Genomic DNA, 25804 nt, shown 5'->3' on the forward strand with positions numbered 1-25804 from the left:
CTTCATATTTCTGTTTTCACTTAATATATACCTCATTTGAAAGTTTTTTGGCATGCTTGCCGAGTTCATGAATCACATGACAAGTACATTTAATCCCATTTAAAAAATAATCAATTTCTATATTTTCATTAGGGGAATGATTTTTTTGATCAAAATTTGCATAAGGCATGATAATAGATGGTACTTCTAAAATTTTTGTCCAGACATAATCAGGAAGCGAGCCGCCAAGGCTTGGCTGAATAAGGGGTTCCTGCTGATAGGCATGATGAATAGCATTTGTTACAACCTTTACGATTTCAAGATCTGCAGAAGTTCTTGATGGTTCCATAGATGAAAGGTACGTTACTTCAATGTCAGGATCATGTTGTTGGACGTGCTGACAGATTTTGTTGTAAATATCCATAGGATCCTGATCAACTACTAGACGAGCATCTATTTTTACTGTAGCTGTAGCCGGAATAATCGTCTTTATTCCTTCCCCTGTGTAGCCACTTTGTATCCCATTTATATTAAATGTTGGTTCCATTGTTAACTTGTGATAATACGTTTCACTATCCATATGTAAATGAGGATAGCCAATTTTATTTCCAATATCTTCAGCATCGAACGGCAATGTTTGAAGTAATTCTTTTTCGTGCTTAGAGGGTGGACGAATATGATCATAAAATCCTTCAATTAACACCTGTCCATCTTGATTACACATGGTTTGCAATAAATTTATTAGCTTCCAAGCTGGATTTGGAAGAATATTTCCTGTGTTGCCTGAATGATTATCCCAATCAGCTAATTTTGCTTTTAGTTCAAGGCAGAGCGAACCTCTTACACCTAATAAAATAAGGGGAGAGCCACTATTATGTGAGGATCCATCAGCTGTATAAACAAGGTCTGCATTTAAAAGTTCTTTATTTTCTTTTACAAAGGAGGATAAATTGGGACTCCCATTTTCTTCTTCTCCTTCAAATAAAAACTTAATGTTAATAGGTAAATCGCCGAAAATATTTAAATATGTTTTAACCCCAAGAAGTTGGGCCATTAACTGCCCCTTGTTATCTCCTGCTCCTCGACAATAAATTCTTCCATTTCGAATAGTGGGTTCAAAAGGAGGAGATATCCAATCATCAATTGGCTCTGGGGGCTGGACATCATAATGGCCGTAAATAAGCAATGTGAAGAAATTTGGATCCTTGATTATTTCACCATAAACAACTGGATGGCCATTTGTTTGCATGATTTGTGTCGATATCCCAAATTCCTCCATCATTTTCTTGAGCAATTCTGCACATTCAGCGATCCCTTCATTTTGTGTGCTAATACTCTTCTGACGTAAGAGAATAAACAACTGTTCTAGGTATTTTTCTTTATTGTTTGCGATTATTTCTTGGACTTTCCCCAGTGGCATACACATTCCCTACTTTCTTTAAATGAATGAATTGGTGCGAACGGTGTTTCAATATATTCGATATAGAATACTGTCGACTAAGTTATTACTTAACAGTTCAACCCTATGTTTTTTCATTAATAAACAAAAATATGACAATTTATAAAGTATCATAACACAATATTTGTTCGGTTTGTGTTAAGATAATTGAATAAAATTAATATTTTTAATTATTAATTATTTATTTGGCTTCATATTTCTATTAGTTAAAAGCAAGTAAGATTAGAAGGTTTTTAGTTTTATGAGATCTAAAAAAGATAGACTTCATTTTTTGGTACATTACTTGCAATGAATATCTATTGTTTATGCAAAATGAGTCGTATCAATATTAGTAGCATCAAAAAATCATTTTAGAGGAGAGAATGAAATGGTAAAAGATTGGTTTAAACAAATTGAAGACATGTATGGCCAAATGGTAGAGTGGCGAAGACATATGCATCAACATCCAGAACTATCCTTCCAGGAAGTAGAGACGCCTAAAATGATCGCGTCGATCCTTGAAAGCTTTGGAATTGAAGTGCGTAGAAATGTAGGCGGAAGAGGAGTAGTCGGTACCATATTTGGAGCCAAGCCAGGAAAAACAATTGCGTTGCGCGCCGATTTTGATGCGCTGCCTATTCATGATGAAAAGGATGTTCCGTATAAATCGAAAATAGACGGTGTCATGCATGCGTGCGGGCACGATGGCCACACAGCAACATTATTGGCTGTAGCAAAAGTTTTACAAGAAAATCGGAATCACCTTTCAGGAAATGTTGTCTTGATCCACCAGCATGCGGAAGAGTTACTTCCAGGCGGGGCCATTGCGATGGTTGAGGATGGTTGTTTAGAGGGAGTTGATGTTGTATTTGGCACACATCTATCAACAGAACAACCAACTGGTGTGTATACATATAGGGAAGGTTATTTTATGGCCACCGATACCGATTTTACCATTAAGATTCAAGGGAAAGGCGGTCATGGTTCTGCCCCGCATCATACGGTTGATGCCATTGCGATTGGTAGCCAAATTGTCAATCAGTTACAGCATATTGTTAGCCGTCAAATGAATCCATTAATACCTGCTGTTGTGTCCGTTGGTTCTTTCCATGCAGGAATGGCATCCAATGTCATAGCCGATACAGCTGAACTTACCGGTACGATCCGAACGTTTTCGGAAGAAGTGCTCGATCAGATTGAAAAAGAAATTAATGTCATCGTCAACGGAATTTGCGCTGCCTTCCATGCCACTTGCGAGGTCAATTGTGTGAGAGGGTACCCTGCTGTTTACAACCATGAAGAAGAGACGAAACAGTTTGTCAAAACGATTAAGCAACATATAGGAGAAGAAACGCTTGTTGAAATTGACCCGATGATGGGGGGAGAAGATTTTTCTTACTATGTCAAAGAAAAGCCTGGAATGTTTTTCATGACTGGGGCAAGGAATGAAGAAATCGGAGCAGACTTCCCGCACCATCATCCGAAATTCGACTTTGATGAACGAGCGATGGTGATGGCCGGAAAGGGTTTGATTAGTCTTGTTCATCATTACCTTGTTTCCGAAGCTCCTAAAGGAGAGTTAAAAGCTGAGGCTACATCTTGATTGTAGCTTATTGAAGGGAGAAAGGAACTTCAATGATCTTTAAGTGGGAAAACCAATGTTAAGACTTAAACGGTGTCTTGACGATGGCTTACACTTTAATCTTCAAAGTCTGTGGGGCAAGGGATCAGATTTCGTGTTCCACTGTGTTCCACATTTCTTTTGATTCAATACGAAAAATCATTTAACCTATTAAAAGGGAGTGTGAGAAATGAAAATCATGAAATTTTTTATCATCACTGTCATTTTATTAGGTGTCATTGGTTATGGTGTTTATCACTTTGGTACGAAGGTTGCTTCCGATAAGTTAGTTGAGACGATTTCCGCTGAGCTAGAGAACAGCGGAGATTCAGAAGAAATTAAGAAAATGATTGAAAGCGACCCAGAGCTAAAATCATTTATTGAAGAGGCTCAGACCGCTGACAGCAGCAAATTGCCATTTACTACAAAAGAAGAGGCAACAAAAGTATTAATTCGAAAAGTAGGTATTTCTGAATTAAATGATATTAGGGTGCAAGTGCAGAATGGATCCGTTTCTAAGGAAGAGATCCTGCAAGAAATCCAAGGGAAATTGACAGAGGAAGAAATTTTGGCATTAAAGGTAATTGCTTATAAAGAGTTGTATAAATAAGGTGTCAGACACCTTCCGCAAAATAGGGTGTCAGACACCCTTCGTGGACAAATTAGGAATTTTTCCATTGGGGAAGGACACTGTTTAAAAAGTAGAGAGACGTTTTCATTTACGTCCTAAAAGTATTTGATTTCATACCGAAAGTTCAAAGTGTGTAGTCCATATGCAAAAGACCTTGGAAAACTAACTCTTCAAGGTCTTTTGCGTTTACAGTATGTGTTCTAGCGCCAGCCCCTGCTAGAATAAGCTTTGCTTTGACAAAAGCTTTAGGAAGGGAAGTAGTTGTATTTTAGAAGAGGTAAAGTAAGTTTGAGGGGGAAATGGTGTTTTAATCCGTTTCCCTTATTGACTTTTAGGAGAAATAGTCTTCTGATGATCAAAACAATAGATTTTTCCACTGAATTTTTTATTTGCTAAACAATACGACTTAACTTTCTCTGAAACAGGGGTATTACATAATGCACAAGTATATAGTTGACTTGTTCCTTCGACGGAGCCATTCATTTTTAACGTACGGCTATGATCTTCCCTAGTTTTGGGATCAGTAATATTTGCTTTTGAAAAGGCACTATATATTGTTGAGATGTCTTGTTCATTTAGTAGAGGCTCTTTGTGTTGAATTTTCAAAACGGAAATTTTCCGATGAATAAATTCTGATAATTCAATGTCATATACAATAAGTTCATTGGAGGCTATTTTCCGATAATCTAAATCCACTTTAAAAGTACAGCGTTTCGTAAAAGATACTATAGAGATAAATAAATCAGAAAATCTCTTATCTATTAATGCTGTTAATGCTTTGGTATGCCCGTAATTTTGTACAAAAGGGTTCATCATTTTAAACCGCCCATTAATCAACCATGTTTTTTGGCCTTTTCCTCCATAAATAGTGCCCTGATAGTTTTTAGTTTCAATGGTAAAAATCCCATATGGAGTTATAACAACATGATCGATTTGCGAAAATCCAGATTTTGCTTTTGGATTTGGCACAAGTAGGTCGCTTAAAAATCTACAACTTTTTGGTAGTTGTTCAAGTTGGATATTAATCTTGTATTCGCCTATTTCGCCTTTTCTAGCAGCAACCTGTTCGGTTGCCTTCTTTGATTCTGCAGAGGCTATTTTGGGTTGTTCAGATTTGTTTTTATCTTTTTTCTTCTTTAAAAAGTTTAGGAATAATAACATGATCTTCTCCTTGTCGGTAAATTATACTATTATTGTATCTTTTGATAGTAGGGCTGCCAATATCAAGTGCGATACCCTTGCTTATCCACTTTCTGTTCTTTTCTACTTTGATATATTTCACCTAACTGATATACTTTTTGACATAGATTAATAATTTTTGAAAGTTTTTCTAGAATTGAAACAAGGGTAGGCTCGTGTTTCTGCAAAAGATCAAAACCCAGACCGGAGATTTGAAATACCTTGACGCACTGGGTAGAATAGGTCGGGATTTCCTAGTAAGTTGAGGAAAGTAAGTTTTTGATATAAAAGGAGTAGTTCAAACATGAAAAAGTTTTTAGGAAAAATCACAATTATATTATTGGGTGCATTTATCGTATCGATTAGTCAAACGAATAATACGACCAACGCGGCAAGTCCGATCAAACTAGAAGTAGACGGTTGGGTATTATATACAGACGTGTCCCCGCAGATTGTTAATGGACGTGCATTAGTTCCTATACGAGTAATAAGTGAGCAGCTAGGAGCTTCTGTACACTGGGAAGCTAAGACGAAAAAAATTACCATAAAAAACAACTCACAATCAATTAGTCTAGTAATAGGTGAAAAGCAAGCAATCAAAGTAAACGAAGTTGTTGCTTTAGACGTTTCCCCTCAGATAAAAAATGGCAGAACCCTAATTCCAATGCGTTTTGTTTCTGAAGCATTAGGTCAATCGATTAAATGGGATTCAACCAAAAAGGCTGTTGTTGTAGATACATCTATTACACCAAAATCAGAAATAGCTGAAATAGAAAAATTAGTTGCAGAACGAGAAAAAGCAATAGCCATGGATTTGAAAGCACCGCAAGGGCAAAAGCTGTTTGAACCGAAATATTATGACGTTTTATTTACTAGATATGTTTTTCCAATGGGTAAGTATTCCATGTATGCGTATGTAAGTCAAGATGTTGCTACCTTTGTACAAAATGGAACGATTATTGGCCAGCAACGTTTTAAAGATAAAACAATCACAGAACAATGGGGTAAAGTCTTTAATATTCAAGATCAAGCTGTTTTTTTCCACAACTATATTTTTGGTGTAGGATTCGGTTTAACTTATGGAACAATTCAAAATGGGGAAATGAAAATAATTGATACGCTAAGAGAACCTGATATTACTCGCGATGATCGCATTGTTAGGGTTGAGGAAGAAGAGAACCTTTTAAAATAGAATGAGTTTCTAAAAATTAACGTTGTTGCCATTCATGCAGCAGCGTTTTTTTGTTTTTAACATCGGGTGTCAGACACCTTCCGTGGAGAAATTGGATAGTTTTCCGTTTGGAGAGGACAGTGTTTGGGAGTTGAGGGATATTGTCTTTAACTCGAAGAGCCGTCCCCATGCTTCACAAACCGGAAGCCATGTTTATTAGAAAAAGAAACGGCCTCCCAGCGAATTTTAAAAAAGAGGTTGAATATAATGTATAAAAAGTGTAGAATTACACTAATTTGTACAAAAAGTTAATTGATTCAAATGGGGTGACTGTATGGTATCTCAATCAAGGGAACAGCAAAAGCAGCTTTTCAGGAGAGAGTTACATTTATTGAAAGAAAAAGAGTATATTTCAGTGCAGCAATATGAAGAGACATTGAATGCGCACGTCCAATTTTACGCTGATATAGAAGCGGAACAAGAAAAGAACATGCTGGTGTCTAGTAAGGAAAATCCAGTTTTACAAAAGCCTGTTTCTCCAGTGAAAAAAGTGGAGAAGAAGAAATTATCAGCAGAAGAAATGAGAGAACGCAACATCTCGTGGTCCTTAAATATAGGAGTTATTTTATTGCTCATTGGCGGGTTATTTGTTGCGACAAGCAATTGGGAAACGATGGAGAACTGGATGAAGAGTGGAACGATCGCTTTTGTTTCCTTGTTGTTTTATGGAATGGCTTATGTGTCAAAAAGAATGTTGAGGATCGAACGAACGTCCTTTGCTTTTATCGTACTAGGGAGTTTATTTTTGCCTATTTTCATATTATCGATTGGTTGGTTCGAGCTATTAGGGCCATACTTGTCATTTTATGGGGAAGGAAGATACATACTTGGGATGTTAGGGAGCTTTCTTCTTGTACCGATTTACGGGCTTTTCGCCCGAAAATTACGGTCGCGCCTATTTGTCTGGTTTTCATTTATCGCCCTCACTGCCGGAGCGGACTATTTTTTCGCGGCCTTTCAGCTTGAAAGAGATGGGTTTTACTTATGCATGACATTATTTAACATCGGGATTGTAGCAAGTTATCATTGGTTGAAAAAGCTGGAAAAATTCGAGTTCTTTTCGAAGGAACTTGTTTATTTTTCTCAATTCAATCTGATTCTATCAACTTTCCTGATGCTTGTTTTCTTTAATAACCATGTTTTTTACAGTGTTAATATTTTGCTTACAGCTGCGGTTTATTTATCAATAGTGTATGTATCCGGTCGGAAGGAGTACCATTATGCCTTCAGTGTGATGATCGTTTACGGCGTTTATCAGTTGGTCGAACATTCGATTCTTGATTCGTTTGGGCCTGTTATATATGCACTTGTTGGAATCGGCTTTTTAGCTGTTCCGAAAGTGATGTCGGGCGAAGGATATTGGGAAAAGATCTTCAGGTTCACGAGTGCTGCCGTCTCATGTCTTGCTTTTCTATATGTGAGTGTTGTAGGCATTTTACTCCATATGAGTGAACCGTCGTTTGCACTTTTTCTTGCTTACATGATTATTGCCATCCAATTCACTTACTTGGCAAAGGTCATGGAAAATGGACTATTCTCATATTTGAGCCCCGTCTTTTTGGCATCTGCTCTTTATGAGATTGCTTTAGCTGTGGAACCATTTTTCCGCTTGGAAACGATGACGATCCCTATTTTCATCATTGGATTTTTGATTTGTCTATGTATCGGGTATTGGCTAAAGCATCCAATGATCAAAACAGTAGTGAACAGTTCGCGGGATGTTGGGATGATCATCATGATATTGGCCATATTTATGGGTCTCGTCCATTATGCTTGGTTCAATGTTGGCTTCATGCTGCTGCTATTGAGTGTTGGATTGGCCGTGGCCGATCGGTTGGAAACAAGGCAAGAATATATAGTTGTTATTCCTTGGGCCATCCCATTGACGATCGGATTCGCTTTGCTTAGCTTTGGCGAGGAAATGCGAACGAGTTTGAGTTTTTACAGAAATAATTTAGGGCTTCCAATGAATGCGGTGTTATCAAGTGCTGTGCTCATTTTTATGCATTACTTATGGAAAATCAAAGAGAAAGTGGTTTTAGCGAGAAACTCCTTCTACTTGGCACAAGTTTTTTATACGATTGCTATATTAGAAGTGTCTATTTTCCAAATAAATGGAGTATGGATGCGCCCGGCTGTTCTATTGGCTGGTGTTGGAATGTATGTGGCGTTCTATAAATTTACAAAGTTCAAATGGGTCCCATACTTGACGGCACTAGTGGCCATGGTTGCTTATTTTTCCGTATTATCTGCAATTCGCTTAAAAGGATCGGTTCCTGAGTTTTTCAGCTGGATTCAGTTCCCATTCGGGGCGTTTCTATTGTTAGCTGTCGCTTATTTTCTTATTAAAAAGGACCTGGTATTGGCTAAAGGTTTTGCTTGGGTAGGGCATGTATTCTTGCCATTGTTATTACTGATGTCGAGCATAGTGTATCAAGAACAGGCATTTTGGAGCTTGGGTGCGTCCGTGATTGTTTATTGGATTAGCTCAAGGCTAACTGCTCGGGAATGGAAAGTAATGCTATTTTTATATAGTTCCTTCTTTACATTATTCATTGTCATCGTGAATCGGATTTTTGATCTATTTGGCGGAGAATATGAGAAATATTCCTTTATCATCACAAGCAGCTTTGTTTTCATTTATTGGCTGCTTGCGAATAAGGCTGATCGAAAAAGAACGGTATACTTTCTTGTGCCATTCTCGCTCATTGGCATAGCAGTGTTTATTGCTTCCGGTCTTTTTGGATGGCTTTCATTTGTGGCCATGACTATTTATGCGATCGGGCTCATTGCTTTTCTTCATATGATTAAAAAGGACATTTTCATTGGTTTACCATTACTGCTGTTATTTGCCGGAACATTGTCATTCCTTTTCATGAGTGGAATGGGTACATCTGATAAGTTGTTGATTGTTGGTGGATTTGGAGTAGGCCTTACTTTATGCGGACAGTTTTTTTATCGTTATTTAATAGAAGGAAATATGAAAAAAATTGATAGCTATTCATTAGCAGCTCTCCTCTTCTTTCTATCGATGTATGTTTTTCAAACTGATCGTGTTTGGATTCAAGTGATGCCAGGACTGTTCATTAGCTGTTTACTTTTCATGCAGAGAAAACGAATCCATTCAGCTTATGCTTGGATTCCTCTATTCCTTTCGGGAGTATATTTATTGCAGCCGTATTATACAATTCTTGGGAGTATCGCCATTCCAGATTTAATCGAAAAAGAAGTATATGTTCTCCCATTTGTGGCTGTCATTATTTTTGCTCGTTTGTGCTTAAAAGATCGCTATAGAAGCATCACTGGGTACATCCAATGGGGAGTATTAGTGGCGGTTTCCCTCGTGCTTATAGTGGATGCTCATGCCAGTTCAACAGTGTATGACGCTTTGATTATCGGGACGCTTGCATTGATCTCCATGATCTCTGGCATGTTCTTGCGGGTCAAATCGTATTTCTTTGTCGGCTCTGGCGTATTATTGCTAAATGTCCTGCTGCAAACGCGGCCCTTCTGGGGCAACATGCCATGGTGGGCCTACTTGTTAATTGCCGGCTCCATCCTCATTACGGTTGCCAGCTATCACGAATGGAACAAGCAAAAAACAACAAAAGGGGAGAAAACCTTCCTTTCAAAAATAAAACAAAACATCCTCACCAAACTAAACGACTGGGAATAAGGTGTCTGGAATAAGGTGTCAGACACCGTCCGTGGACAATTCGGATTTTTTTCTACCCAGGGCGGACAGTTATGTAGGGTTAATATTTCGCAAGGGGACGCTTTATGCCGCAAGCATGTGGGGGCATTAAGCGTCCTTTTGCTTTTTTGGTATAAGAAAGTGAAAGGGAAACTTCTTTTGACTGGATGATTCGAATCATGTAGCTAACAAGAATAATAAATTATTTGATAGAAATTGAGATTGTCTGATCAGGACGTTGGCAGCACTTCACATTTTCCAAATAATAGACGGGGCCAAATAATTTGGGACATAGTTTTTTTCTTGGACAAATATGATTTATCAGAAGGCCGTAAAAAATATAGTTCCTACTGAACAGGAGGCGAAAGATGCTAAAGGCAGTCCAAGAATACTTCTCCATTGAAACGGTGATTTGGCTGTTACCTGTCATTTTTATGTTTCATAATTTAGAGGAGATCATAACAATTGAGAGCTTTATGGAAAAATACAAAAACAAAGTTTCAAAGTCTTTCCTCGCAAAGCTTGTGTTGGATGTTAGAAGAATATTAGGTGCAAAATCAAATCATTTTTCTGTTACCACTACTTGGATTTTGTTTATTTTATCACTGATTTCTTTTAGGTCTGCCTATCTTCTGCCAATCGAGGGGAACTTTCTTCTATTTGTTGCCGCATTAAATGTGTTTTTTTTACAGGCGTTTTCCCATATTAGCCAAACTATTATTTTCCGGAGTTATACGCCCGGTGTCATAACAGCGGTATTCGCTGTCATTCCTTATTCTCTTTTTACATATGCTTATTTGTTTGAAATGGGTTTCATAAATGGACACTTATTAATTAAAAGTATTCCTATTAGCATTACTATGGTGCCGATTTTTCTTATCGGGGGGTATTTGGGGCGGAGAATAGTTCATCCTCTAATTGATTGATGGAGCACGTTTCGGAAGATGATTATATAAAACGCGTTCCATGAAAGGTCCATCAAGGCTAGGGTCCGATAACATATATGAGTGCTTGTTCGTTTTACTAGATTTTGTATTTGCGCAAAATTAGTAAAATGTATTTAATAATTAGTAGATTCGGAGTATGATAATATTAAAAAAGAAAGAGGGAGTCATATGAATTCAACATTGTCATCGACACAAACAGCTAGAACAAAAGCTTTAGTCATCAATGCACTATTCATCGCACTTACCCTTGTAGCTACAATGTTCATCAACATTAAGCTCCCGGTCATGGGTAACGGCGGCCTCATCCATCTTGGCAACGTGCCACTTTTTATAGCGGCCTTAGTTTACGGCAGAAAAGTTGGAGCCATTGCAGGCGCTTTCGGAATGGGTATGTTCGACCTTATCTCTGGTTGGGCAGCCTGGGCACCATTCACATTTGTTATTGTAGGTGCCATGGGCTATTTTGCTGGACTCCTGTCCGAAAAGCTACCTGGTAAAAGAATGCTTGTAAACACAATGGCAGTTGCTGTTGCACTGATTATAAAAGTCGTAGGCTACTATTTTGCTGAGGTTATCATTTATGGTAACTGGATTCTGCCTTTCGGCTCCATTACGGGTAACATTTTGCAGGTTGCGATAGCTGGTTTCATTGTTATTCCACTAGCGGGGCGTTTAAAGAAAATTATAGGATAAATAGTAGGTTAGGTTTACAACACTCCTTGAAACTATGCGCCTAGATATGGTGTCTAAGTCCTACGTCCCAAAACAAATATATCGATGAGCCGAAAATATGCAAGCTTTTATTCACTGCTTGTATATTTTCGGCTTTTTGTATTCAATAAACTTATTGTGATAATTTCAATAGTGCCGAATACAGTAAAGGCTTTGTTCCAACCATCTAAATTATAGAAAACTGGTGTATGTATTGTTCATGGAGCTCGTTTCTGAAGGTGATCAAGGAAAACGGTAACTATGAAGCGTTCATGGAGCTTGTTTCTGAAGGTGATTAAGGAAAACGGTAGCTATGAAGCGTTCATGGAGCTCGTTTCTGAAGGTGATCAAGGAAAACGGTAACTATGAATCGTTCATGGAGCTCGTTTCTGAAGGTGATCAAGGAAAACGGTAACTATGAATCGTTCATGGAGCTCGTTTCTGGCGGAGATCCAGGAAAACGGTAGCTATGAAGCATTCATGGAGCTCGTTTCTGAAGGTGAGACTGTAAAACGCGTCCTATGAAACGTTGATGCATTTAATACTAAGAGGCCCATCCAGTCAAAAACACTGGATGGGCCTCTATAAATTAGGCTAGCCACGATTCCCGCGACATGCCGCTCTACTCATTCTCCTTAAAAATCTCCCCAGCAATCCCCATTGCCTGAATGGCTTTTGGAAAACCGACATAACCGGTACAGTGGATGATGAGTTCGATAATTTGTTCTTTAGATAGTCCGACCTTCAGAGCTGCCTGAAGGTGAACTTTCAGCTGATCGAAAGCTCCTTGGGTGATGAGCGTCGTCAGTGTGATTAGTTCCCGTTGTGTGAGGGAAAGAGTTTCTCTTGAGTAGAGATCGCCGAAGCCAAAGGAAACAGCCATATCCCAGAGGTCAGGAGAAACATTTTTTAGTCCTTTCATGCCACTACGCACTTCTTCAGGAAATAATTCTTCCATTACGCGCAGGCCGGCTTCGTGTCGCTTGTCATTTTCCATATTATTGCCTCCCCATTGTTGGTGGAATTTCATTTTCATCAACTAATACTTCAATCACGATCGGTTTGTTCGTTTCTTTCAACATATGTAAGGCTTCTTTTATTCGATCGGATAAATCGTAAGGGTCATGACATGTAAATGCTTGCAGTCCCATCGACTCTGCAAACAGGGCTACATCAAGCGGAGTCTCATAAATGCCGCCGATGGATGTGCCGATCATTTTCCGCATTCCTTTTTCCACCATGTCTAAACGTCCATTATTTAAAACAATAAATAGGACAGGGGAGTCATAATTGTATGCGGTCGAAATCTCCGTTCCATGCATGAACATGCAGCCATCCCCAACTAAGCAGACGATCGTTTTTTCGGGAGCTCCTAGTTTCGCGCCTATGGCATAGCCGATTCCGTTCCCCATGGCACCGAAAATATCGTCGAAAAAGAAGGTTCCTGGCTTGTAAATATCAAAGTGCTTAATCCCGTAGAAGGAGTGGCTTCCATCATCGCCAAAAACAATGGCGTCATCTGGAAGTGCGTTACGCATCGCCCGTAATGCTTGGACTGCCGACATTCTCTCACCCGGACTATTTCCCTCAAGCGGCAACATTTCCGGCGTTGACAAAAATGCTTCACTGCTCGTTTCCGGTATATCCTTCAGTATTGTTTTCAAATTCGATTTGATATCGCCAAGCACTGGTGTCGTTGGTACTTCGATGGATTTCCCGATAAACGTAGAGTCATAATCAAAGTGGATGACGTGCTCTGGATACATCGCTTCGGATAAGCCAGCTGTTGACATATCACTTAATTTAGACCCGATAACGATTAATAAATCTACTTTTTTATGGAAAAATTCAGTCGCTTCCGGGGTACCGCCTAATCCAAATGCTCCTAATGAGAGCTTGTGGTTAGATGGAAATGTTCCTTTTCCTCCCGGTGTGGTGATGACCGGAATGTTCCAATACTCAGCGAGATGCTGTACTTCCTCGTAGGCTTTGCTGGAATGAACGCCTTTTCCTAAAAATAAAAGGGGGCGAACGGCCGAATTTAATTTTTCGATGACTTCCGCCGTTTTGGGGGAAATCATCTCATAGGTCGCTGGGAGATCCAGTTTGAATGGTTCGATCTCTTCTAATAAAATATCAAACGGGATGGCCAGATGCACAGGCCCTTTTACACCTGATAAAGCTTTCTCAAGTGCGTGCTGCAAGTACCCCTGCAGCATATCCCCGCGCTCAACCCGTGCACTGAACTTCGTGACGTGTTTGAACATATTCACGAGATCGGTGCCAAATGTGCTGGAGTCCTGGCCCATTGCCTTTCCCGTATCTCTCATCGAAGGGTGTCCGGTGATAATTAATAGCGGCAGATGGGAGGCGAACGCCTGGCCAGCAGCTGTTAGTAAGTTCGTCCCACCAGGACCAGACGTACCAATTGCGACTCCAACTTTCTCATTCATTAAGGCATAGCCGGCAGCTTCAAACCCGGCAGCTGCTTCATGTTTACTTAAAACAAAATTAATATCCTGGTTTAAAAGTTCAAAAAGAATAGGGGATATCGCCTTTCCAGGAATGCCAAATATATGCTGAAGTCCCCAATGTTTAAAATTTGCTGCTAATACAGAAGCGGTAGTATTCATTTTTAAAAACTCTCTCTCTATTATTTTCGTTGTAATAAATACTTTTCTTCAATTTCGATAGCTGGCAGTGGTTTGCTGAACAAATAGCCCTGTATGAAATCGCACTTTTGTTTTATAAGAAAATCAAGCTGTTCCTTTGTTTCAACGCCTTCTGCAATGACTTGCATTTGAAGATTGTGTGCGAGTGTGATGATTGCTTTGATAATAAAGGTATTATTATGATCAATCATGATTTCATCGACGAATGTTTTATCAATTTTGATGTAATCAATTGGAAAATTTTTGAGATAATTCAGCGAGCTATAACCAGTCCCGAAATCATCAATGCTGATGCCAATCCCGATTGCTTTTAACTGTTTCAAAACCTTTAGTGAGTAGTCATACTCCATCGCCATATACTCAGTGATTTCCACGACGAGATATTGTGGATCAAGTGCAGTACGCTCTAACGAATCCTTCATAAAAGTAACGAGGTCTTTCGATAGAAATTGCTGTGTGGAAAGATTAACGGACACTTTAATCGGTTCCATGCCAGCATCCTGCCATTTTTTATTTTGGGAGCATGCCTCATTAATGACCCACTTGCCAATTTGGGTGATCAATCCGTTTTCTTCAGCCAATTTTATAAATTTCCCCGGAGGCAGCAGACCTAGCGTAGGATGCTGCCAGCGAATTAACGCTTCCAATCCAACGACTTCACCCGTTTGATGGTGAATCTGCGGCTGATAGTGAAGGACAAATTCATCATTCTCTAATGCTCTTCTTAAATCTGCTTCGAGCCTGTATTCATATGTCATTTCCTCTAATAATTCGGAAGTATAAATACTATAGCGGTTTTTACCTTGAGCTTTTGCCTGATACATTGCATTATCCGCATAAATCATGAGCTTCTCCATCGAAATGGGGTATTCGGGATAAATCGCCATTCCGATACTCGCGGTCGTATGCAATTCGTCACTGCCGACATAAAAAGATTCATGAAATAGATTTTGGACTTCTTCCGCTTTTTTCTTTACATATTCAGGATCATCAAAATCTTTAAGCAGGAAAATAAATTCATCGCCACCCATTCGGGCGAGTACATCGTTTTCCCCAAGGCAACTACATAAACGCTGGCTTACCTTTTTAAGGAGGATATCACCGTAAGAATGGCTAAAGTTATCATTAATAATTTTAAAACGGTCGAGATCAATGTATAGAAGGGCCAATGTCCTCTTATTGCCAGCTTTTATTTCCTCAATGATCGCTTCAATTTCCTTTTGGATATATCGTCGATTTGGAAGATTGGTCAGGTCATCATGATAGGCTAAATAGTTATATTTTTCCTGAAGAAAGTGACGGTCTGAAATGTCCCTGAACTGGCCAAAGGCACCGATCATTTTCCCATCTTCATAGATTGGCTGCGCGTCGAACAGGCAGACGACAAGTTTGCCCTTGACGTCGATAAACTGTAATTCTTCATCCGTAAATATTTTTCTTTTTTCCAGTACTTCTTTAAAATATGTTCCTGTTATGTTGGATTCGCAAATATTTCTTCCAATCACAGACTTCCTGCTGTTATTCGAAATTTGTTGCGCAAAATCGTTAAACTCGGTAGTGATTCCGTTCTCATCTGTAATGACAATGCCATTTCTAGTTCTGCTTAACATAATCTGATTCATAATATTAAGCTGCTTATTCTGTTTCCTTAATAAGAGCTCCCTTTCAATCGAATCAACCGCCTGCGTTAGCATCGTCAGGAAAAGTGGATTCTGACATTGAATAGGCATCATAATGGACACACTGCCAAGCAGGTTATTTTCATCTGTATAATGAAATCCCGTTCCATAACAGGCAATCTCATGAAGAAATGTATGATAATGCTGGTCGCCGATAATACTGATCGGGTGCTTTTGCTGCAGGGCAAGACTAATCACATTCGTCCCTGTATCTTCCAGGGTGAACAGGCTACCCGGTCTAATCCCAAATTGCTTGATCGTCTCTTTTATTGTTTCATCTCCTTCAATTTCAAGCAGATAACCGTTAGCATCCGAAACGACAACTAATATCGGCGTGCCTCTTAAGGAGTCTAATAGCTTATTAGAGAAAAACCTTACAACTGATAATATTTCACTATACGATTTTCTTTTTTCCGCAAGCCCCAGTTTACTTAGAAAGTGTTTCGGTCTGGATACCTCATTCGGGTTCATTCCGGCCTCTTTGCAAAATCTATTCGACTCTATAATATAAGAAGCGTCATTTCTCTTCATATTTTCCTCCAAAATCTGTGCATCTAATGATGTTCAACTATTTATATCGGTTGTTTGCAAAAATCCTTAAAGAAAAAACTAACCGTCCTGCATGACCAATGGATTGATTAGTTACTTATTATTCTAATCTGCTCGGTCAGCCTATCTTATGCTATGCCTGAGAGTGACCGAGGTCTTCGCACTATTCTTATTTAATAGATTAATTATAAAGTTTGTACTTTTGGAATTCAATTTGTTTTGGTGGATCGTGTCGAGGTGTGTCGCATCTTATTCAGTACATACTTAAATGAAAAAATAACACAGTCAACAGCACCGTGTTATTTTTCCTTTTGCACTATAAAGGTTTATTTCCACTAGTTTCTTCTATATTATACTTCGATCGTTTTTTCTCCTAATGTCCAATCCATCGGACACATGCCGCCTGTTTGCAATGCTTGGAGGACGCGTACCGTTTCGGCTGCACTTCTTCCGACATTATGGTTGGTCATGGTTGCGTACTGTATGTATCCATTCGGGTCAATAATATACAGGGCACGATAGGCTGCACCTGACTGAGGATCCAGAACATCGTAAGCTTTTGAGACTTCTTTCTGATAATCCGAAGCGAGCGTCAGCTCAATGTCCCCGATCGCAATTGGATGGTCGGCCTTCAGCCATGCACGATGCGTAAAAATACTATCCGTGCTGATGGCCAGCACCTCCGTATTTAATTCAGTAAATGTAGGAAGATAACCATTCATCACCTTAACTTCAGTCGGACACACAATAGAGAAATCAAAAGGATAAAAGAAAAGAATGAGCCATTTACCTTTATACTGCTCAAGTGTCGTTGGGATAGGCAAGCTTGAAAACGCAGAAACCGTATCCATTTTAAAATCTGGCGCCTTCGTTCCGATATTTAACATATTTATGTAATCCCTTCTGTCTGTTATATTCGTACTATCAAGATTATACTGAAGGGCTATGATACTTACAAAATATAAGTCTTATTACCTAATGAGTGAACGAATGAATGAAATGTTTTGCATTGGGGGAGAGAATCGGATTTTCTTTAATCAAACGTTTGATTGAAGTGTCTGAACTTGTTGTCCCGCATGGTTTAGAGGGGATTTAATCAAACGTTTGATTGATAGGCATGTTCGTATTTGATCGCCTTTGTTTGAGGGGTCTAATTTTCTTTAATCAAACGTTTGGTTGAAGTGTCTGGACTCGTTATCCCGCATGGTTTAGAGGGGATTTAATCAAACGTTTGATTGATAGGTATGTTGGTATTTGATCGCCTTTGTTTGAGGAGTCAAATTTTCTTTAATCAAACGATTGATTGATGCATCTCAAATAGCTCCCTCCAACTTTTAATAAAAAATACTTGTTGGTAAAGATTTGACAAATGAGATTTTGTGTTAAATAATAGTAAATTAGGTAGATGTTTCTCGTTACCAGAAGGGGATATTTTCCTAAAAACCTTATTAGTTAGTAGACTTCTAGATTATTCATCATTGCTACTCTAGCTATAAAACATTGAGATGGAGAGGAGCTTTGAAGGAATGAAGAGAATGATAAGAGGGGCGTTTGCAGGATTTTTTACCTTCGTTCTGATGTTAACATCGATCGTACCCGCCCTAGCTGCTGAACCGAAAACACCCGAAATTAGCCAATGGGCGGTAGGGGAATTATCCGAAGGTGAGAAGTATGGCATTTTCCCGATGGAATGGTACTACGATAGCTTTAAAGCTAAGATTACCAAGGAGCGTCTGAATGTCCTATTAGCGCAAACGAAGAAAAAAATTGCGGCACTAGGACTTAAAAAGAATGACGACTACACTTCTACAGCCGTTAACCTCAATATTTCACGAGGAAATGTGATTAATGAGCTTTATAAAATCGTAGCTCAATATGAGTTACCAGTAGGTGATTCTGCAGTTGCTTATATGCAGGATCGGAAAATTTTAAAAGGTTCTCAAAAAGGATTACAATTAGATAGCAATGTTACTACTGAGGAAGCTGTTATTTTTGCAACACGACTTGTTAAGGATACATACTACCAAGCTCAAGCTGGTTCTAAAGGCATGGCCTGGAAGGTTGAAAATAACGGTAATAAAATTTATTTACTAGGTTCTATCCATGTAGGTACTCCGGAACTGTATCCTATTCATGAAAAATTAGTAACTTCTTTTAATGAAGCAGATGCTTTATTAGTTGAAGCCGACCTTTTTGATGCGGAAGGCCTTCAATATTTCACTGAAGCTTCAATGTTTCAAGATGGTTCAACAATAAAGGATGTTGTTAGTAAGGAAACCTATGAGAAGCTGCTTAAAGTTCTCGCAAAATATGAACAGCCTGAAGAAGCTTTTATTCATTTCAAGCCATGGAGCCTGGCAAGCTTTGTTTCCAGCCTATTATTAAGTGAATCTATCGGTTTGCCGCCTGAACAAATGGCAAATTCAGGAATAGATATGTACTTCCTTTTGAATGCCTATCTTTCTCAAAAACCTGTTATTGAGTTAGAGGGAATGAAGGCACAAACGGATATGTTCGAGGGACTTTCTCCTAAAGCTCAGGAACAATATTTAGTAGAAGCACTTGATAGCATTCTAGACCCAGATGCAAAAAAGGTTGATGAAAGCAAGCTAGTAAAAGAATGGTTCGATCATTGGAACAAAGGTAATATTAAAGGCTTTACAGAAAGCTTTAATGCAGTAGAAGGTGAATCAAGTGAATTCAATGACATGTTATTCGGTGAAAGAGATAAAAACATGACTGAGAAAATCGCTCAGCTTCTAGAATCAGAAGAAAAAGGCACATATTTCCTTGTCGTTGGAGCTGGTCACTTTGTAACTCCTAAAAGCATCCTTTTCCACTTAAAGGAAAAAGGGTATAAGGTGGAAGAATTTTGGGGGACAGAGGGTTAGACTTGGAGGCTAGAGGCCCGCTGCGAAAAAGCGTTTTCTAGTGGGATGTTAATGAATTAAAAGCATAGTTTGTGAATATAGACAGTGATGATCCCTTCTGTGTAGGCGGTATGTAAAAGACATACTGAAACACAGGAGGGATTTGTTTTGGGGAAAATAGGAAAGAATTTATGCTGCTATTAAATTAGTGTATATGGGATTGCTTAGCACTTGGAGACAAGGATTTATCTTATAAAATATAAACAAAAAATAACACAGTCCAGAACTGTGTTATTTTTCATTTTGCAATATAAAGGTTTGTTATCCGCTATTTGGACTGTAATACTCACAAAATATTAGTCTTATTACCTAATAAAGATACAATGTACGCGCCCGACCCCAGTCGACCGTAGCGCCAATGGACTCCGAGATAAAGCGAAGCGGGAGGAGTGTGCGACCATTTAAGATTGTTGGCGGCACATCGAGTTCAACTTTTTTCCCATTAACCGTGGCAGTCTTTGAATTAATTTTCATCTCAATAAGTATGTCTGCTGAATTGGCTGTAACGGTTTTGTTTTTCTGATCCCAGTGAAGTGTTAGGTTTGCTTTTTCTGAAAAGGATCTAATCGGCACGAGCATTCGGCCATTTTGAATAACGGCTTCACCCTGGCCTAAAGGTATAAGGTCTTGATTAAAGCTCGCTTTCAAGGTTGGAGATTGACTTACTTTAACACTAGAAAAAATCGGTGATAATTCTTTTATTGAATCCGTTGCTATGTACGGTTGTCCGTCTTTGATAAAGAGATTCGAATTTGTGCTCATTTCCAAATCATTTACATATAATTTATTGGTAAATGGAAAAATATTCATTGTAGTTCTCTTATCAATCATCTTACTTTGTTTTGCTTGAATTGCATTTACTAGATTTTTAGTGTCTTTATAGCCTTGGTCCTTTTCCCCACGAAGCAGGACAATAATATATTGGCGCTTACCGATTGTGGCAATACTCACAAGATTATAGCGAGCCTCACCTGTGTAGCCGGTTTTTCCTGCTTTAATAGAAGATAAATAGAAGGGAGTCGAAGTTTGCACGAGCTTATTTGTGTTTTTCCACGTCTTCGTTATCGTTTTACCTTCCTTACTTTTATAGGTAGCCGTGTAGGTCGGGGTACCGGTGATCTTTAAGAAAGCTGGATTTTTAGCTGCTTCCCTTACGATAAGTGCAAGATCCGATGCTGTTGTATATAAATTCGGATGATGATAGCCGTGCGGATTTGTAAAAGAAGTATTCATTGCCCCAAGCTCTTTAGCCCGATTATTCATCATCTTCACAAATTGATCCACTGAACCTCCAATATGCTCAGCGACTGCAACTGCAGCATCATTGCCCGATGGAAGCATGAGAGCATAGAGAAGCTGTTCAAGTGTCATTCGGTCGCCAGGTTTCACGCCTGCCTTCGAGCTATCGAAAGGGACCGTTGCGACACCTGATCCAATCGTTACCGTCTCTTTTAAATCCCCATTTTCAAGGGCAAGCAGCATCGTCATAATTTTTGTAGTGCTGGCTGGGTATAATTTTTTTTGCGCGTTTTTAGAAAATACCGGTACACTGTTATTCCCGTTCTCAAGGACGATCCCTGCATATGTGCTAATTGCCGGGTTTACCTTCAAAGCGTTTGTTGATTCAATTGGCTCCTTCGGTAAGGCATGTGCATTTTTATTTAGCGAAATCGCTGGACTGCCTGATAAATATATATTTTCGGAGCTTGATCCAAAGGTCAAACCTAATAGATTCGAAACGTCTAACAAAGGAATATAAGTTTTTCCATCGTAAGTTATAAGCTTTCCCTCTGCCAGTGATTCGTTCCCGTTATAAGAAATAAAATAGGGCTCTTCAAAAGCTTGAATCGTCTTTGGCTCATTCATTGCCTTTACGGTTGCAGATGGAAAAAGAAAAGCAGCTGCCACCATGAAGGCGAGGATGAATTTTATTTTTCGCATATGTTTTAACTCCTCTATTAAAATACCAAACTGCCCCCATCATACCATAAATTAGGAGCAATATAACGGGTATTTAGTTATAGAAATCTAGATTTGAAAACTTTAATTCGATAATAAGAGAGTCTTGCAGGAAAAATGATCCAATTTATCTAAGTATAGAAGACCATGAAACGGGGAGAGGTTTGGGATGAAAAAAATCTTCATGCTATTATTTTTTTTACTTATGTTTGGCCCACAATTTGCTCATGCCAGTGGGAATCAATTAATTATTATTAACAAAGCGAGTAATGAATTGGCGTTTTATGAAAAGGGAGAACTTGTAAAAACTTTTCCTGTGGGGACAGGGAGAACTGAGGGGCTAACACCAGAGGGGACTTTTCCCATTGTAAACAAGATTAAAAATCGTCCATATTACACGGGAGGGATTCCCGGGGGAGATCCTAAAAATCCATTAGGCAATCGCTGGCTGGGGCTTGAGGTTTTAGGTACATATGGGACCACCTACGCCATTCATGGGAACAATAACCCTGATTCAATTGGAAAATATGTGAGTGCGGGTTGTGTGAGGATGCATAACGAGGATATTCGTTGGCTATTTGATCGGGTGGAATTGTATACAAAGGTTTCCATCGTAAACTCCAAAAAATCATTTGACGAAATTGCCAAGGCTAACGGCTATCAATTAAAGCCGCCTGTTAAGGTCCTAGTTAGCGGGAAAGAACTTAAATTAGACGTTAATCCTGTTATTGAAAATAACCGTGTTTTAATCCCGATGCGTACCATTTTTGATGAATTGGGTGCTGCTGTTCAATGGGAACACACAAGTAAGACTATTGTTGCCACAAAGAATAATCAATCCATCAAACTCAAGATTCATTCAACCCAGGCAACTAAAAACGGACAATTCATCACTCTAGACACTGCTCCAACCATTCGCCAAAACACAACCTTTGTCCCGGTGCGCTTTGTCAGTGAAGCACTCGGAGTTGAAGTGAAGTGGGATAGTAATAAGAGAATCGTATACTTGGGTAAATGAAATGCTGGCCCCCTGTGGAGTGAACTCTGTAGGGGGTATTTGGATTTGTGTTTATTTTGTATAAAGGTAGGGGGAAAAGTGGGGAAGGGTCCAACTTTACTAGAGATTCTATGAAAAATCGGAAAGAAGAAGAATCAATTGATACTGATTAATGAACATGACCAGCAATGATATTGCTTATGTAGCAAGAGGGAGGTAGCTCACCAAAACTATAGGCTAGTCCCCGAAATTTCGTCAGTTAAAAAGGCCATGAAATTCCGAGGAATATCATTCCATTTCTAATTAGAATCTGGGTTCATTTGTTATAATCCCATAATATCATCCAGTCTTTTTTTACCCGCACCACAAAGACCTCCTGATGCAATGAAAAATTCCCATACTTTCCTTTGAAAACTTGAGTGACTGGCACCTTATATACGATACCTAGATCAAATTCTTCACTAGGTGGCTGCCAATTTTTCAGCTTCTTGGGCTTTCCAAGTGAATACGTGAAAGTATCCACCCCGAAATGATTCATAAACACATGCGCACGATCCTGCAAATAATGCCCTTTTGTAAACTTCAGTTTCATATATGGATGGAACATCTCCCACGAACCGGAGAAATTCCCCTCTTGCTCATACTTATAAAACGCATCTACCGCTTTCAATGCATGATCGCCAGACGAAGAGAAAAGGCCTCTCGAAAGCAGTATAAAAACAGCAGAAATTATAAATAAAAGAATAAAAACCGACTTTTTATGTACATGCCGCCTTCTCAACAATAACCACCCCTTGGAATAAGGCTGCTTTTTAAGAGTGTATTCTGTAGGGGAGTTGTTTAGTATGGATTTTGGGACGGTGGATTGTACAAAACAAGGTGTCAGACACCGTCCGTAGACAAACGGATAATTTATCCGTTGAGGGTGGACACTCCTAGGGAAAAACACTACTTAGTGAATCGGATAACCTGTTTTATTGGGAAGTGAGATACTGATAATAGGCCTTAAGTTTGATTTTATATAGGAATTATTTACCGAATAATGTTTTTGTGGTATAAATATTCTGATAATAGCACGTAAATCGTACGAAAAGGGCAAAATCATCGAAAGGTGATGACGCAAAGCTACAGGGGCTAAAGTGTAAAACCATGCCAGCCAGATTCCGAATACAACTCCTACGATTTATCGGTGAAAGAGGAGGAGCCAGCGTGTTTAAGTTTTTTTATTATGCAGTTCATAAATGGCATGTATTTCAACAACGATATAACGAATTATTGATTGAGGACTGCCTTTGTGAGAAATTGAAAGTCCAACTATTGGAGAAGGCTTACTACCATGAGTATAAAGCTCTTTATTTTGAAAATATGAAACTAAAGTGTGAGATAAGAAGACAGGAAGCGTGTTCTAGCAACTGAGCAAGGGACGAATGGGACGGCTTTTAGAGGGAAAAATAGATTTACACGAAGAAAAAGGCACAACTAGCAGAGTATTGCTGGTTGGGCCTTTTAATTTTTTATGAAAAAACTCCAATTGGAAGAAGTGTCCACCTCTTGTGGAAAAACAACCAACTTGCCCACGGATGGTGTCTGACACCTATTGGAGGCAACTTTTAGGAGGCAACGGGGCCGTCTCCCTGTTTTTGCTTTTTCTGCGGTTTTTTCTGCAAGTTTACGAATCGAATACTTAAACCTACGAGTACAAGCCCAACAATGAGTCTATAAGTCACAGTTTCTCGTAGGAAAATAACTCCGAGGAGAACTGCCACTATTGGGATGAGAAATGTAGAGGATCCGACTTTGCTTGCTTCACCAGCACTGACCAGTTTGTAATATAGGATGTAGGCGAGCGGGATGCCAATGGTGGCACCGAACACAAGTCCAAGTTGATATTGTGGTCGACCCCATTCGATCGCAGACCAATCTTCGAACATGGATCCGAGCCCTAAGAGGGAAATCCCTCCGATGATGCATTGCATCGCCACCATCCAAAACGCATCCACTTCTTTGCTTATTTTCTTTACGTAGATGACACCGAACGCCCAGCTAATCGCAGTAAGTAACCCGAGCGTCACTCCGATTGCTGAAATATGGACGGTCAATCCATCCACACTGACGACCACGATTCCTGCAAATCCAAGCAGCAACCCAATTATTCGGATGGGTGATAAAGATTCACCAAGTAGGAGCCAAGCGAAAAGGCCAAGTAAAATTGGTTGAAAATAGACAAGAACTGAAAACAATCCACCCGGTAAATAGAGCAATCCTGCCGTTTGAAGCCCGAAAAAAAGGATAGAATTGAAGAAAGTCGCTATGAAGTATTTTTTCCAGTTGTTCCGCCAATTGATCGCCTTCCGTGTTTTCCAAATAATTAGAGTCAACAAAATTCCGCCTAAAAGTGCACGCAGTCCTGCATAAAGCAGTGGCGGTGAATGCGGTACTGCTATTTTATTGATGGGCCAGCTTGCTCCCCAAATCAAAATGAGCACGAGAAGCATAGCAGTTGATTTTGTAAACACGTTCTCCATCCCCTTTTTAACGACTAACAGGCGTGTCAAAATTAATTCCGAAAATTTCAAAAAGACGATGTACGGATCCATCGTCTCATGAAAGTAAAATAATTTCCACACTCTGCTTATAGATTTTTTTAAAATTTGAGTAACAGCACAAGGGCTGTCCCTTTGAACTATCTCCAGTGTGACAGAAGTGTCCACCCTCCGCGGAAAAAGTAATGATTTGTCTACGAGAGGTGTCTGACACCATATAGCAGACACCATATTGTATGCCTACCTTATAACACGCTTAATTTTTCATCCTTTATGTCACTGATAAACATACACCCTGGTGCATGTGTAATCATGATGGCGGGTTTGCTTTCCATGGCGACGGCTTGAGGGGTGACACCGCAAGCCCAAAATACGGGAACTTCTCCGTCTTTTAATGTGACCGCGTCTCCGAAGTCGGGTTTAGAAATATCGGCAATGCCGATTTGGCTTGGGTCTCCGATATGGATAGGCGCACCGTGGACGGCAGGGAAGCGCGACGTAATCTGAACGGCGCGGATGGCGTCCTCTGGTGACATTGGTCGCATGCTGACGACTGTCGGTCCCTCAAAAATCCCAGCTTTGTTACATTGGATATTTGTTTTGTACATTGGAACGTTACAGTTTTCTTCGATATGGCGAATTGGGATACCACTTTCAAGGAGTGGCGTTTCAAAGGTAAAGCTACAGCCAAGCAGGAAGCCAACCATATCATCTTCCCAATAATCCGTAATATCTGTGACTTCTTCTGTGAAAACTCCGTCTCTGTAAATCCGATATTTCGGAATGTCTTTACGGATATCCGCATCACTTGCAATCATAGCAGGAACAGGAGAGCCAGGCTCCGTCACGTCCAATAATGGACATGGCTTCGGATTCCGTTGGCAAAATAGCAAAAAGTCAAAGGCGTGCTCTTTTTTTAAGATGACTAAATTCGCTTGTGTATAGCCTTTGGACATGCCTGCTGTCGGTCCTGTAATCTCTTGATGGCGAATTAACTCTCTTATTTTACTAGGCCCCATATTTTCATAGTTTCCCAACATTCAT

At 39.4% G+C, this 25804-nt stretch carries 18 protein-coding genes and 1 riboswitch; of the genes, 8 read left to right on the forward strand and 10 right to left on the reverse strand.

Annotated elements, in window-relative coordinates; translation table 11 throughout:
- Window positions 1-16: 16 nt before the first annotated feature.
- Window positions 17-1399, reverse strand: a complete 1383-nt coding sequence (locus tag F7731_RS09925; protein ID WP_151534625.1) for a M20/M25/M40 family metallo-hydrolase — start codon at window positions 1397-1399, stop codon at window positions 17-19.
- Between the two features lie 406 nt (window positions 1400-1805).
- On the opposite strand from F7731_RS09925, the gene F7731_RS09930 reads away from it, so the two are divergent.
- Entirely contained in the window at window positions 1806-3020 is a 1215-nt protein-coding gene (locus F7731_RS09930) for an amidohydrolase (protein WP_151534626.1), read from the forward strand.
- 208 nt (window positions 3021-3228) lie between these two features.
- Window positions 3229-3648: a hypothetical protein gene (locus F7731_RS09935; protein WP_151534627.1), complete on the forward strand. Its 420-nt coding sequence runs from the start codon at window positions 3229-3231 to the stop codon at window positions 3646-3648.
- A 342-nt stretch (window positions 3649-3990) separates the two neighbouring features.
- On the opposite strand, the gene F7731_RS09940 is transcribed toward F7731_RS09935, so the two are convergent.
- Entirely contained in the window at window positions 3991-4830 is an 840-nt protein-coding gene (locus F7731_RS09940) for a nuclease-related domain-containing protein (RefSeq protein WP_151534628.1), read from the reverse strand.
- A 322-nt stretch (window positions 4831-5152) separates the two neighbouring features.
- Here F7731_RS09940 and F7731_RS09945 point away from each other — a divergent pair, with 322 nt between their 5' ends.
- The 4 genes from F7731_RS09945 to F7731_RS09960 all read left to right on the forward strand — a co-directional run bounded on the left by F7731_RS09945 (window position 5153) and on the right by F7731_RS09960 (window position 11413).
- On the forward strand, window positions 5153-6040 hold the full coding sequence (locus F7731_RS09945; protein WP_151534629.1) for a copper amine oxidase N-terminal domain-containing protein: 888 nt from the start codon (window positions 5153-5155) through the stop codon (window positions 6038-6040).
- A 313-nt stretch (window positions 6041-6353) separates the two neighbouring features.
- Complete coding sequence (locus F7731_RS09950; RefSeq protein WP_151534630.1) at window positions 6354-9755, forward strand: hypothetical protein; 3402 nt, start codon at window positions 6354-6356, stop codon at window positions 9753-9755.
- A 386-nt stretch (window positions 9756-10141) separates the two neighbouring features.
- Window positions 10142-10699, forward strand: a complete 558-nt coding sequence (locus tag F7731_RS09955) for an HXXEE domain-containing protein (protein ID WP_151534631.1) — start codon at window positions 10142-10144, stop codon at window positions 10697-10699.
- A 189-nt stretch (window positions 10700-10888) separates the two neighbouring features.
- Window positions 10889-11413 (forward strand): ECF transporter S component, encoded by a 525-nt coding sequence (locus F7731_RS09960; RefSeq protein ID WP_151534632.1) that lies wholly within the window; start codon window positions 10889-10891, stop codon window positions 11411-11413.
- A gap of 640 nt (window positions 11414-12053) precedes the next feature.
- Here F7731_RS09960 and F7731_RS09965 read toward each other — a convergent pair.
- The 4 genes from F7731_RS09965 to F7731_RS09980 all read right to left on the reverse strand — a co-directional run bounded on the left by F7731_RS09965 (window position 12054) and on the right by F7731_RS09980 (window position 17218).
- Window positions 12054-12428: a carboxymuconolactone decarboxylase family protein gene (locus F7731_RS09965; RefSeq protein WP_151534633.1), complete on the reverse strand. Its 375-nt coding sequence runs from the start codon at window positions 12426-12428 to the stop codon at window positions 12054-12056.
- A 1-nt stretch (window position 12429) separates the two neighbouring features.
- A complete protein-coding gene (locus tag F7731_RS09970) occupies window positions 12430-14064 on the reverse strand; it encodes a thiamine pyrophosphate-binding protein (protein WP_151534634.1) in 1635 nt (544 codons plus the stop codon).
- Between the two features lie 20 nt (window positions 14065-14084).
- Window positions 14085-16313, reverse strand: a complete 2229-nt coding sequence (locus tag F7731_RS09975; protein WP_151534635.1) for an EAL domain-containing protein — start codon at window positions 16311-16313, stop codon at window positions 14085-14087.
- Between the two features lie 368 nt (window positions 16314-16681).
- Window positions 16682-17218 (reverse strand): peroxiredoxin, encoded by a 537-nt coding sequence (locus F7731_RS09980; RefSeq protein WP_151534636.1) that lies wholly within the window; start codon window positions 17216-17218, stop codon window positions 16682-16684.
- Between the two features lie 639 nt (window positions 17219-17857).
- Here F7731_RS09980 and F7731_RS09985 point away from each other — a divergent pair.
- Window positions 17858-19222 carry a TraB/GumN family protein gene (locus F7731_RS09985; protein ID WP_151534637.1) on the forward strand — a complete coding sequence of 455 codons (1365 nt, stop codon included), beginning with the start codon at window positions 17858-17860 and terminating at the stop codon, window positions 19220-19222.
- A 348-nt stretch (window positions 19223-19570) separates the two neighbouring features.
- Here the strand turns inward: F7731_RS09985 and F7731_RS09990 are convergent, their stop codons facing one another.
- Window positions 19571-21202, reverse strand: coding sequence for a stalk domain-containing protein (locus F7731_RS09990; RefSeq protein ID WP_151534638.1), 1632 nt, complete (start codon window positions 21200-21202; stop codon window positions 19571-19573).
- Window positions 21203-21389: 187 nt separating this feature from the next.
- Here F7731_RS09990 and F7731_RS09995 point away from each other — a divergent pair, with 187 nt between their 5' ends.
- On the forward strand, window positions 21390-22238 hold the full coding sequence (locus tag F7731_RS09995; protein ID WP_151534639.1) for a L,D-transpeptidase family protein: 849 nt from the start codon (window positions 21390-21392) through the stop codon (window positions 22236-22238).
- Between the two features lie 295 nt (window positions 22239-22533).
- Here the strand turns inward: F7731_RS09995 and F7731_RS10000 are convergent, their stop codons facing one another.
- The 3 genes from F7731_RS10000 to F7731_RS10010 form a co-directional block, all read right to left on the reverse strand.
- Complete coding sequence (locus tag F7731_RS10000) at window positions 22534-22998, reverse strand: hypothetical protein (protein WP_151534640.1); 465 nt, start codon at window positions 22996-22998, stop codon at window positions 22534-22536.
- Window positions 22999-23301: 303 nt separating this feature from the next.
- Window positions 23302-23385, forward strand: a riboswitch (cyclic di-GMP riboswitch).
- A gap of 442 nt (window positions 23386-23827) precedes the next feature.
- Window positions 23828-24742, reverse strand: coding sequence for a DMT family transporter (locus tag F7731_RS10005; protein ID WP_151534798.1), 915 nt, complete (start codon window positions 24740-24742; stop codon window positions 23828-23830).
- Between the two features lie 263 nt (window positions 24743-25005).
- The gene (locus F7731_RS10010; protein WP_425481993.1) at window positions 25006-25779 is read right to left on the reverse strand and encodes a putative hydro-lyase; all 774 of its coding nucleotides are present in this window, start codon (window positions 25777-25779) and stop codon (window positions 25006-25008) included.
- Window positions 25780-25804: the final 25 nt, after the last annotated feature.

Origin of the sequence: Cytobacillus depressus (assembly GCF_008923245.1) — a bacterium.
GTDB lineage: Bacteria > Bacillota > Bacilli > Bacillales > Cytobacillaceae > Cytobacillus > Cytobacillus depressus.

Coding starts and splice junctions, on each gene's coding strand:
- F7731_RS09925 (WP_151534625.1), bottom strand. CDS start 1,399: ATGCCACTGGGGAAAGTCCAAGAAATAATCGCAAACAATAAAGAAAAA.
- F7731_RS09930 (WP_151534626.1), top strand. CDS start 1,806: ATGGTAAAAGATTGGTTTAAACAAATTGAAGACATGTATGGCCAAATG.
- F7731_RS09935 (WP_151534627.1), top strand. CDS start 3,229: ATGAAAATCATGAAATTTTTTATCATCACTGTCATTTTATTAGGTGTC.
- F7731_RS09940 (WP_151534628.1), bottom strand. CDS start 4,830: ATGTTATTATTCCTAAACTTTTTAAAGAAGAAAAAAGATAAAAACAAA.
- F7731_RS09945 (WP_151534629.1), top strand. CDS start 5,153: ATGAAAAAGTTTTTAGGAAAAATCACAATTATATTATTGGGTGCATTT.
- F7731_RS09950 (WP_151534630.1), top strand. CDS start 6,354: ATGGTATCTCAATCAAGGGAACAGCAAAAGCAGCTTTTCAGGAGAGAG.
- F7731_RS09955 (WP_151534631.1), top strand. CDS start 10,142: ATGCTAAAGGCAGTCCAAGAATACTTCTCCATTGAAACGGTGATTTGG.
- F7731_RS09960 (WP_151534632.1), top strand. CDS start 10,889: ATGAATTCAACATTGTCATCGACACAAACAGCTAGAACAAAAGCTTTA.
- F7731_RS09965 (WP_151534633.1), bottom strand. CDS start 12,428: ATGGAAAATGACAAGCGACACGAAGCCGGCCTGCGCGTAATGGAAGAA.
- F7731_RS09970 (WP_151534634.1), bottom strand. CDS start 14,064: ATGAATACTACCGCTTCTGTATTAGCAGCAAATTTTAAACATTGGGGA.
- F7731_RS09975 (WP_151534635.1), bottom strand. CDS start 16,313: ATGAAGAGAAATGACGCTTCTTATATTATAGAGTCGAATAGATTTTGC.
- F7731_RS09980 (WP_151534636.1), bottom strand. CDS start 17,218: ATGTTAAATATCGGAACGAAGGCGCCAGATTTTAAAATGGATACGGTT.
- F7731_RS09985 (WP_151534637.1), top strand. CDS start 17,858: ATGAAGAGAATGATAAGAGGGGCGTTTGCAGGATTTTTTACCTTCGTT.
- F7731_RS09990 (WP_151534638.1), bottom strand. CDS start 21,202: ATGCGAAAAATAAAATTCATCCTCGCCTTCATGGTGGCAGCTGCTTTT.
- F7731_RS09995 (WP_151534639.1), top strand. CDS start 21,390: ATGAAAAAAATCTTCATGCTATTATTTTTTTTACTTATGTTTGGCCCA.
- F7731_RS10005 (WP_151534798.1), bottom strand. CDS start 24,742: ATGGAGAACGTGTTTACAAAATCAACTGCTATGCTTCTCGTGCTCATT.
- F7731_RS10010 (WP_425481993.1), bottom strand. CDS start 25,779: ATGGGGCCTAGTAAAATAAGAGAGTTAATTCGCCATCAAGAGATTACA.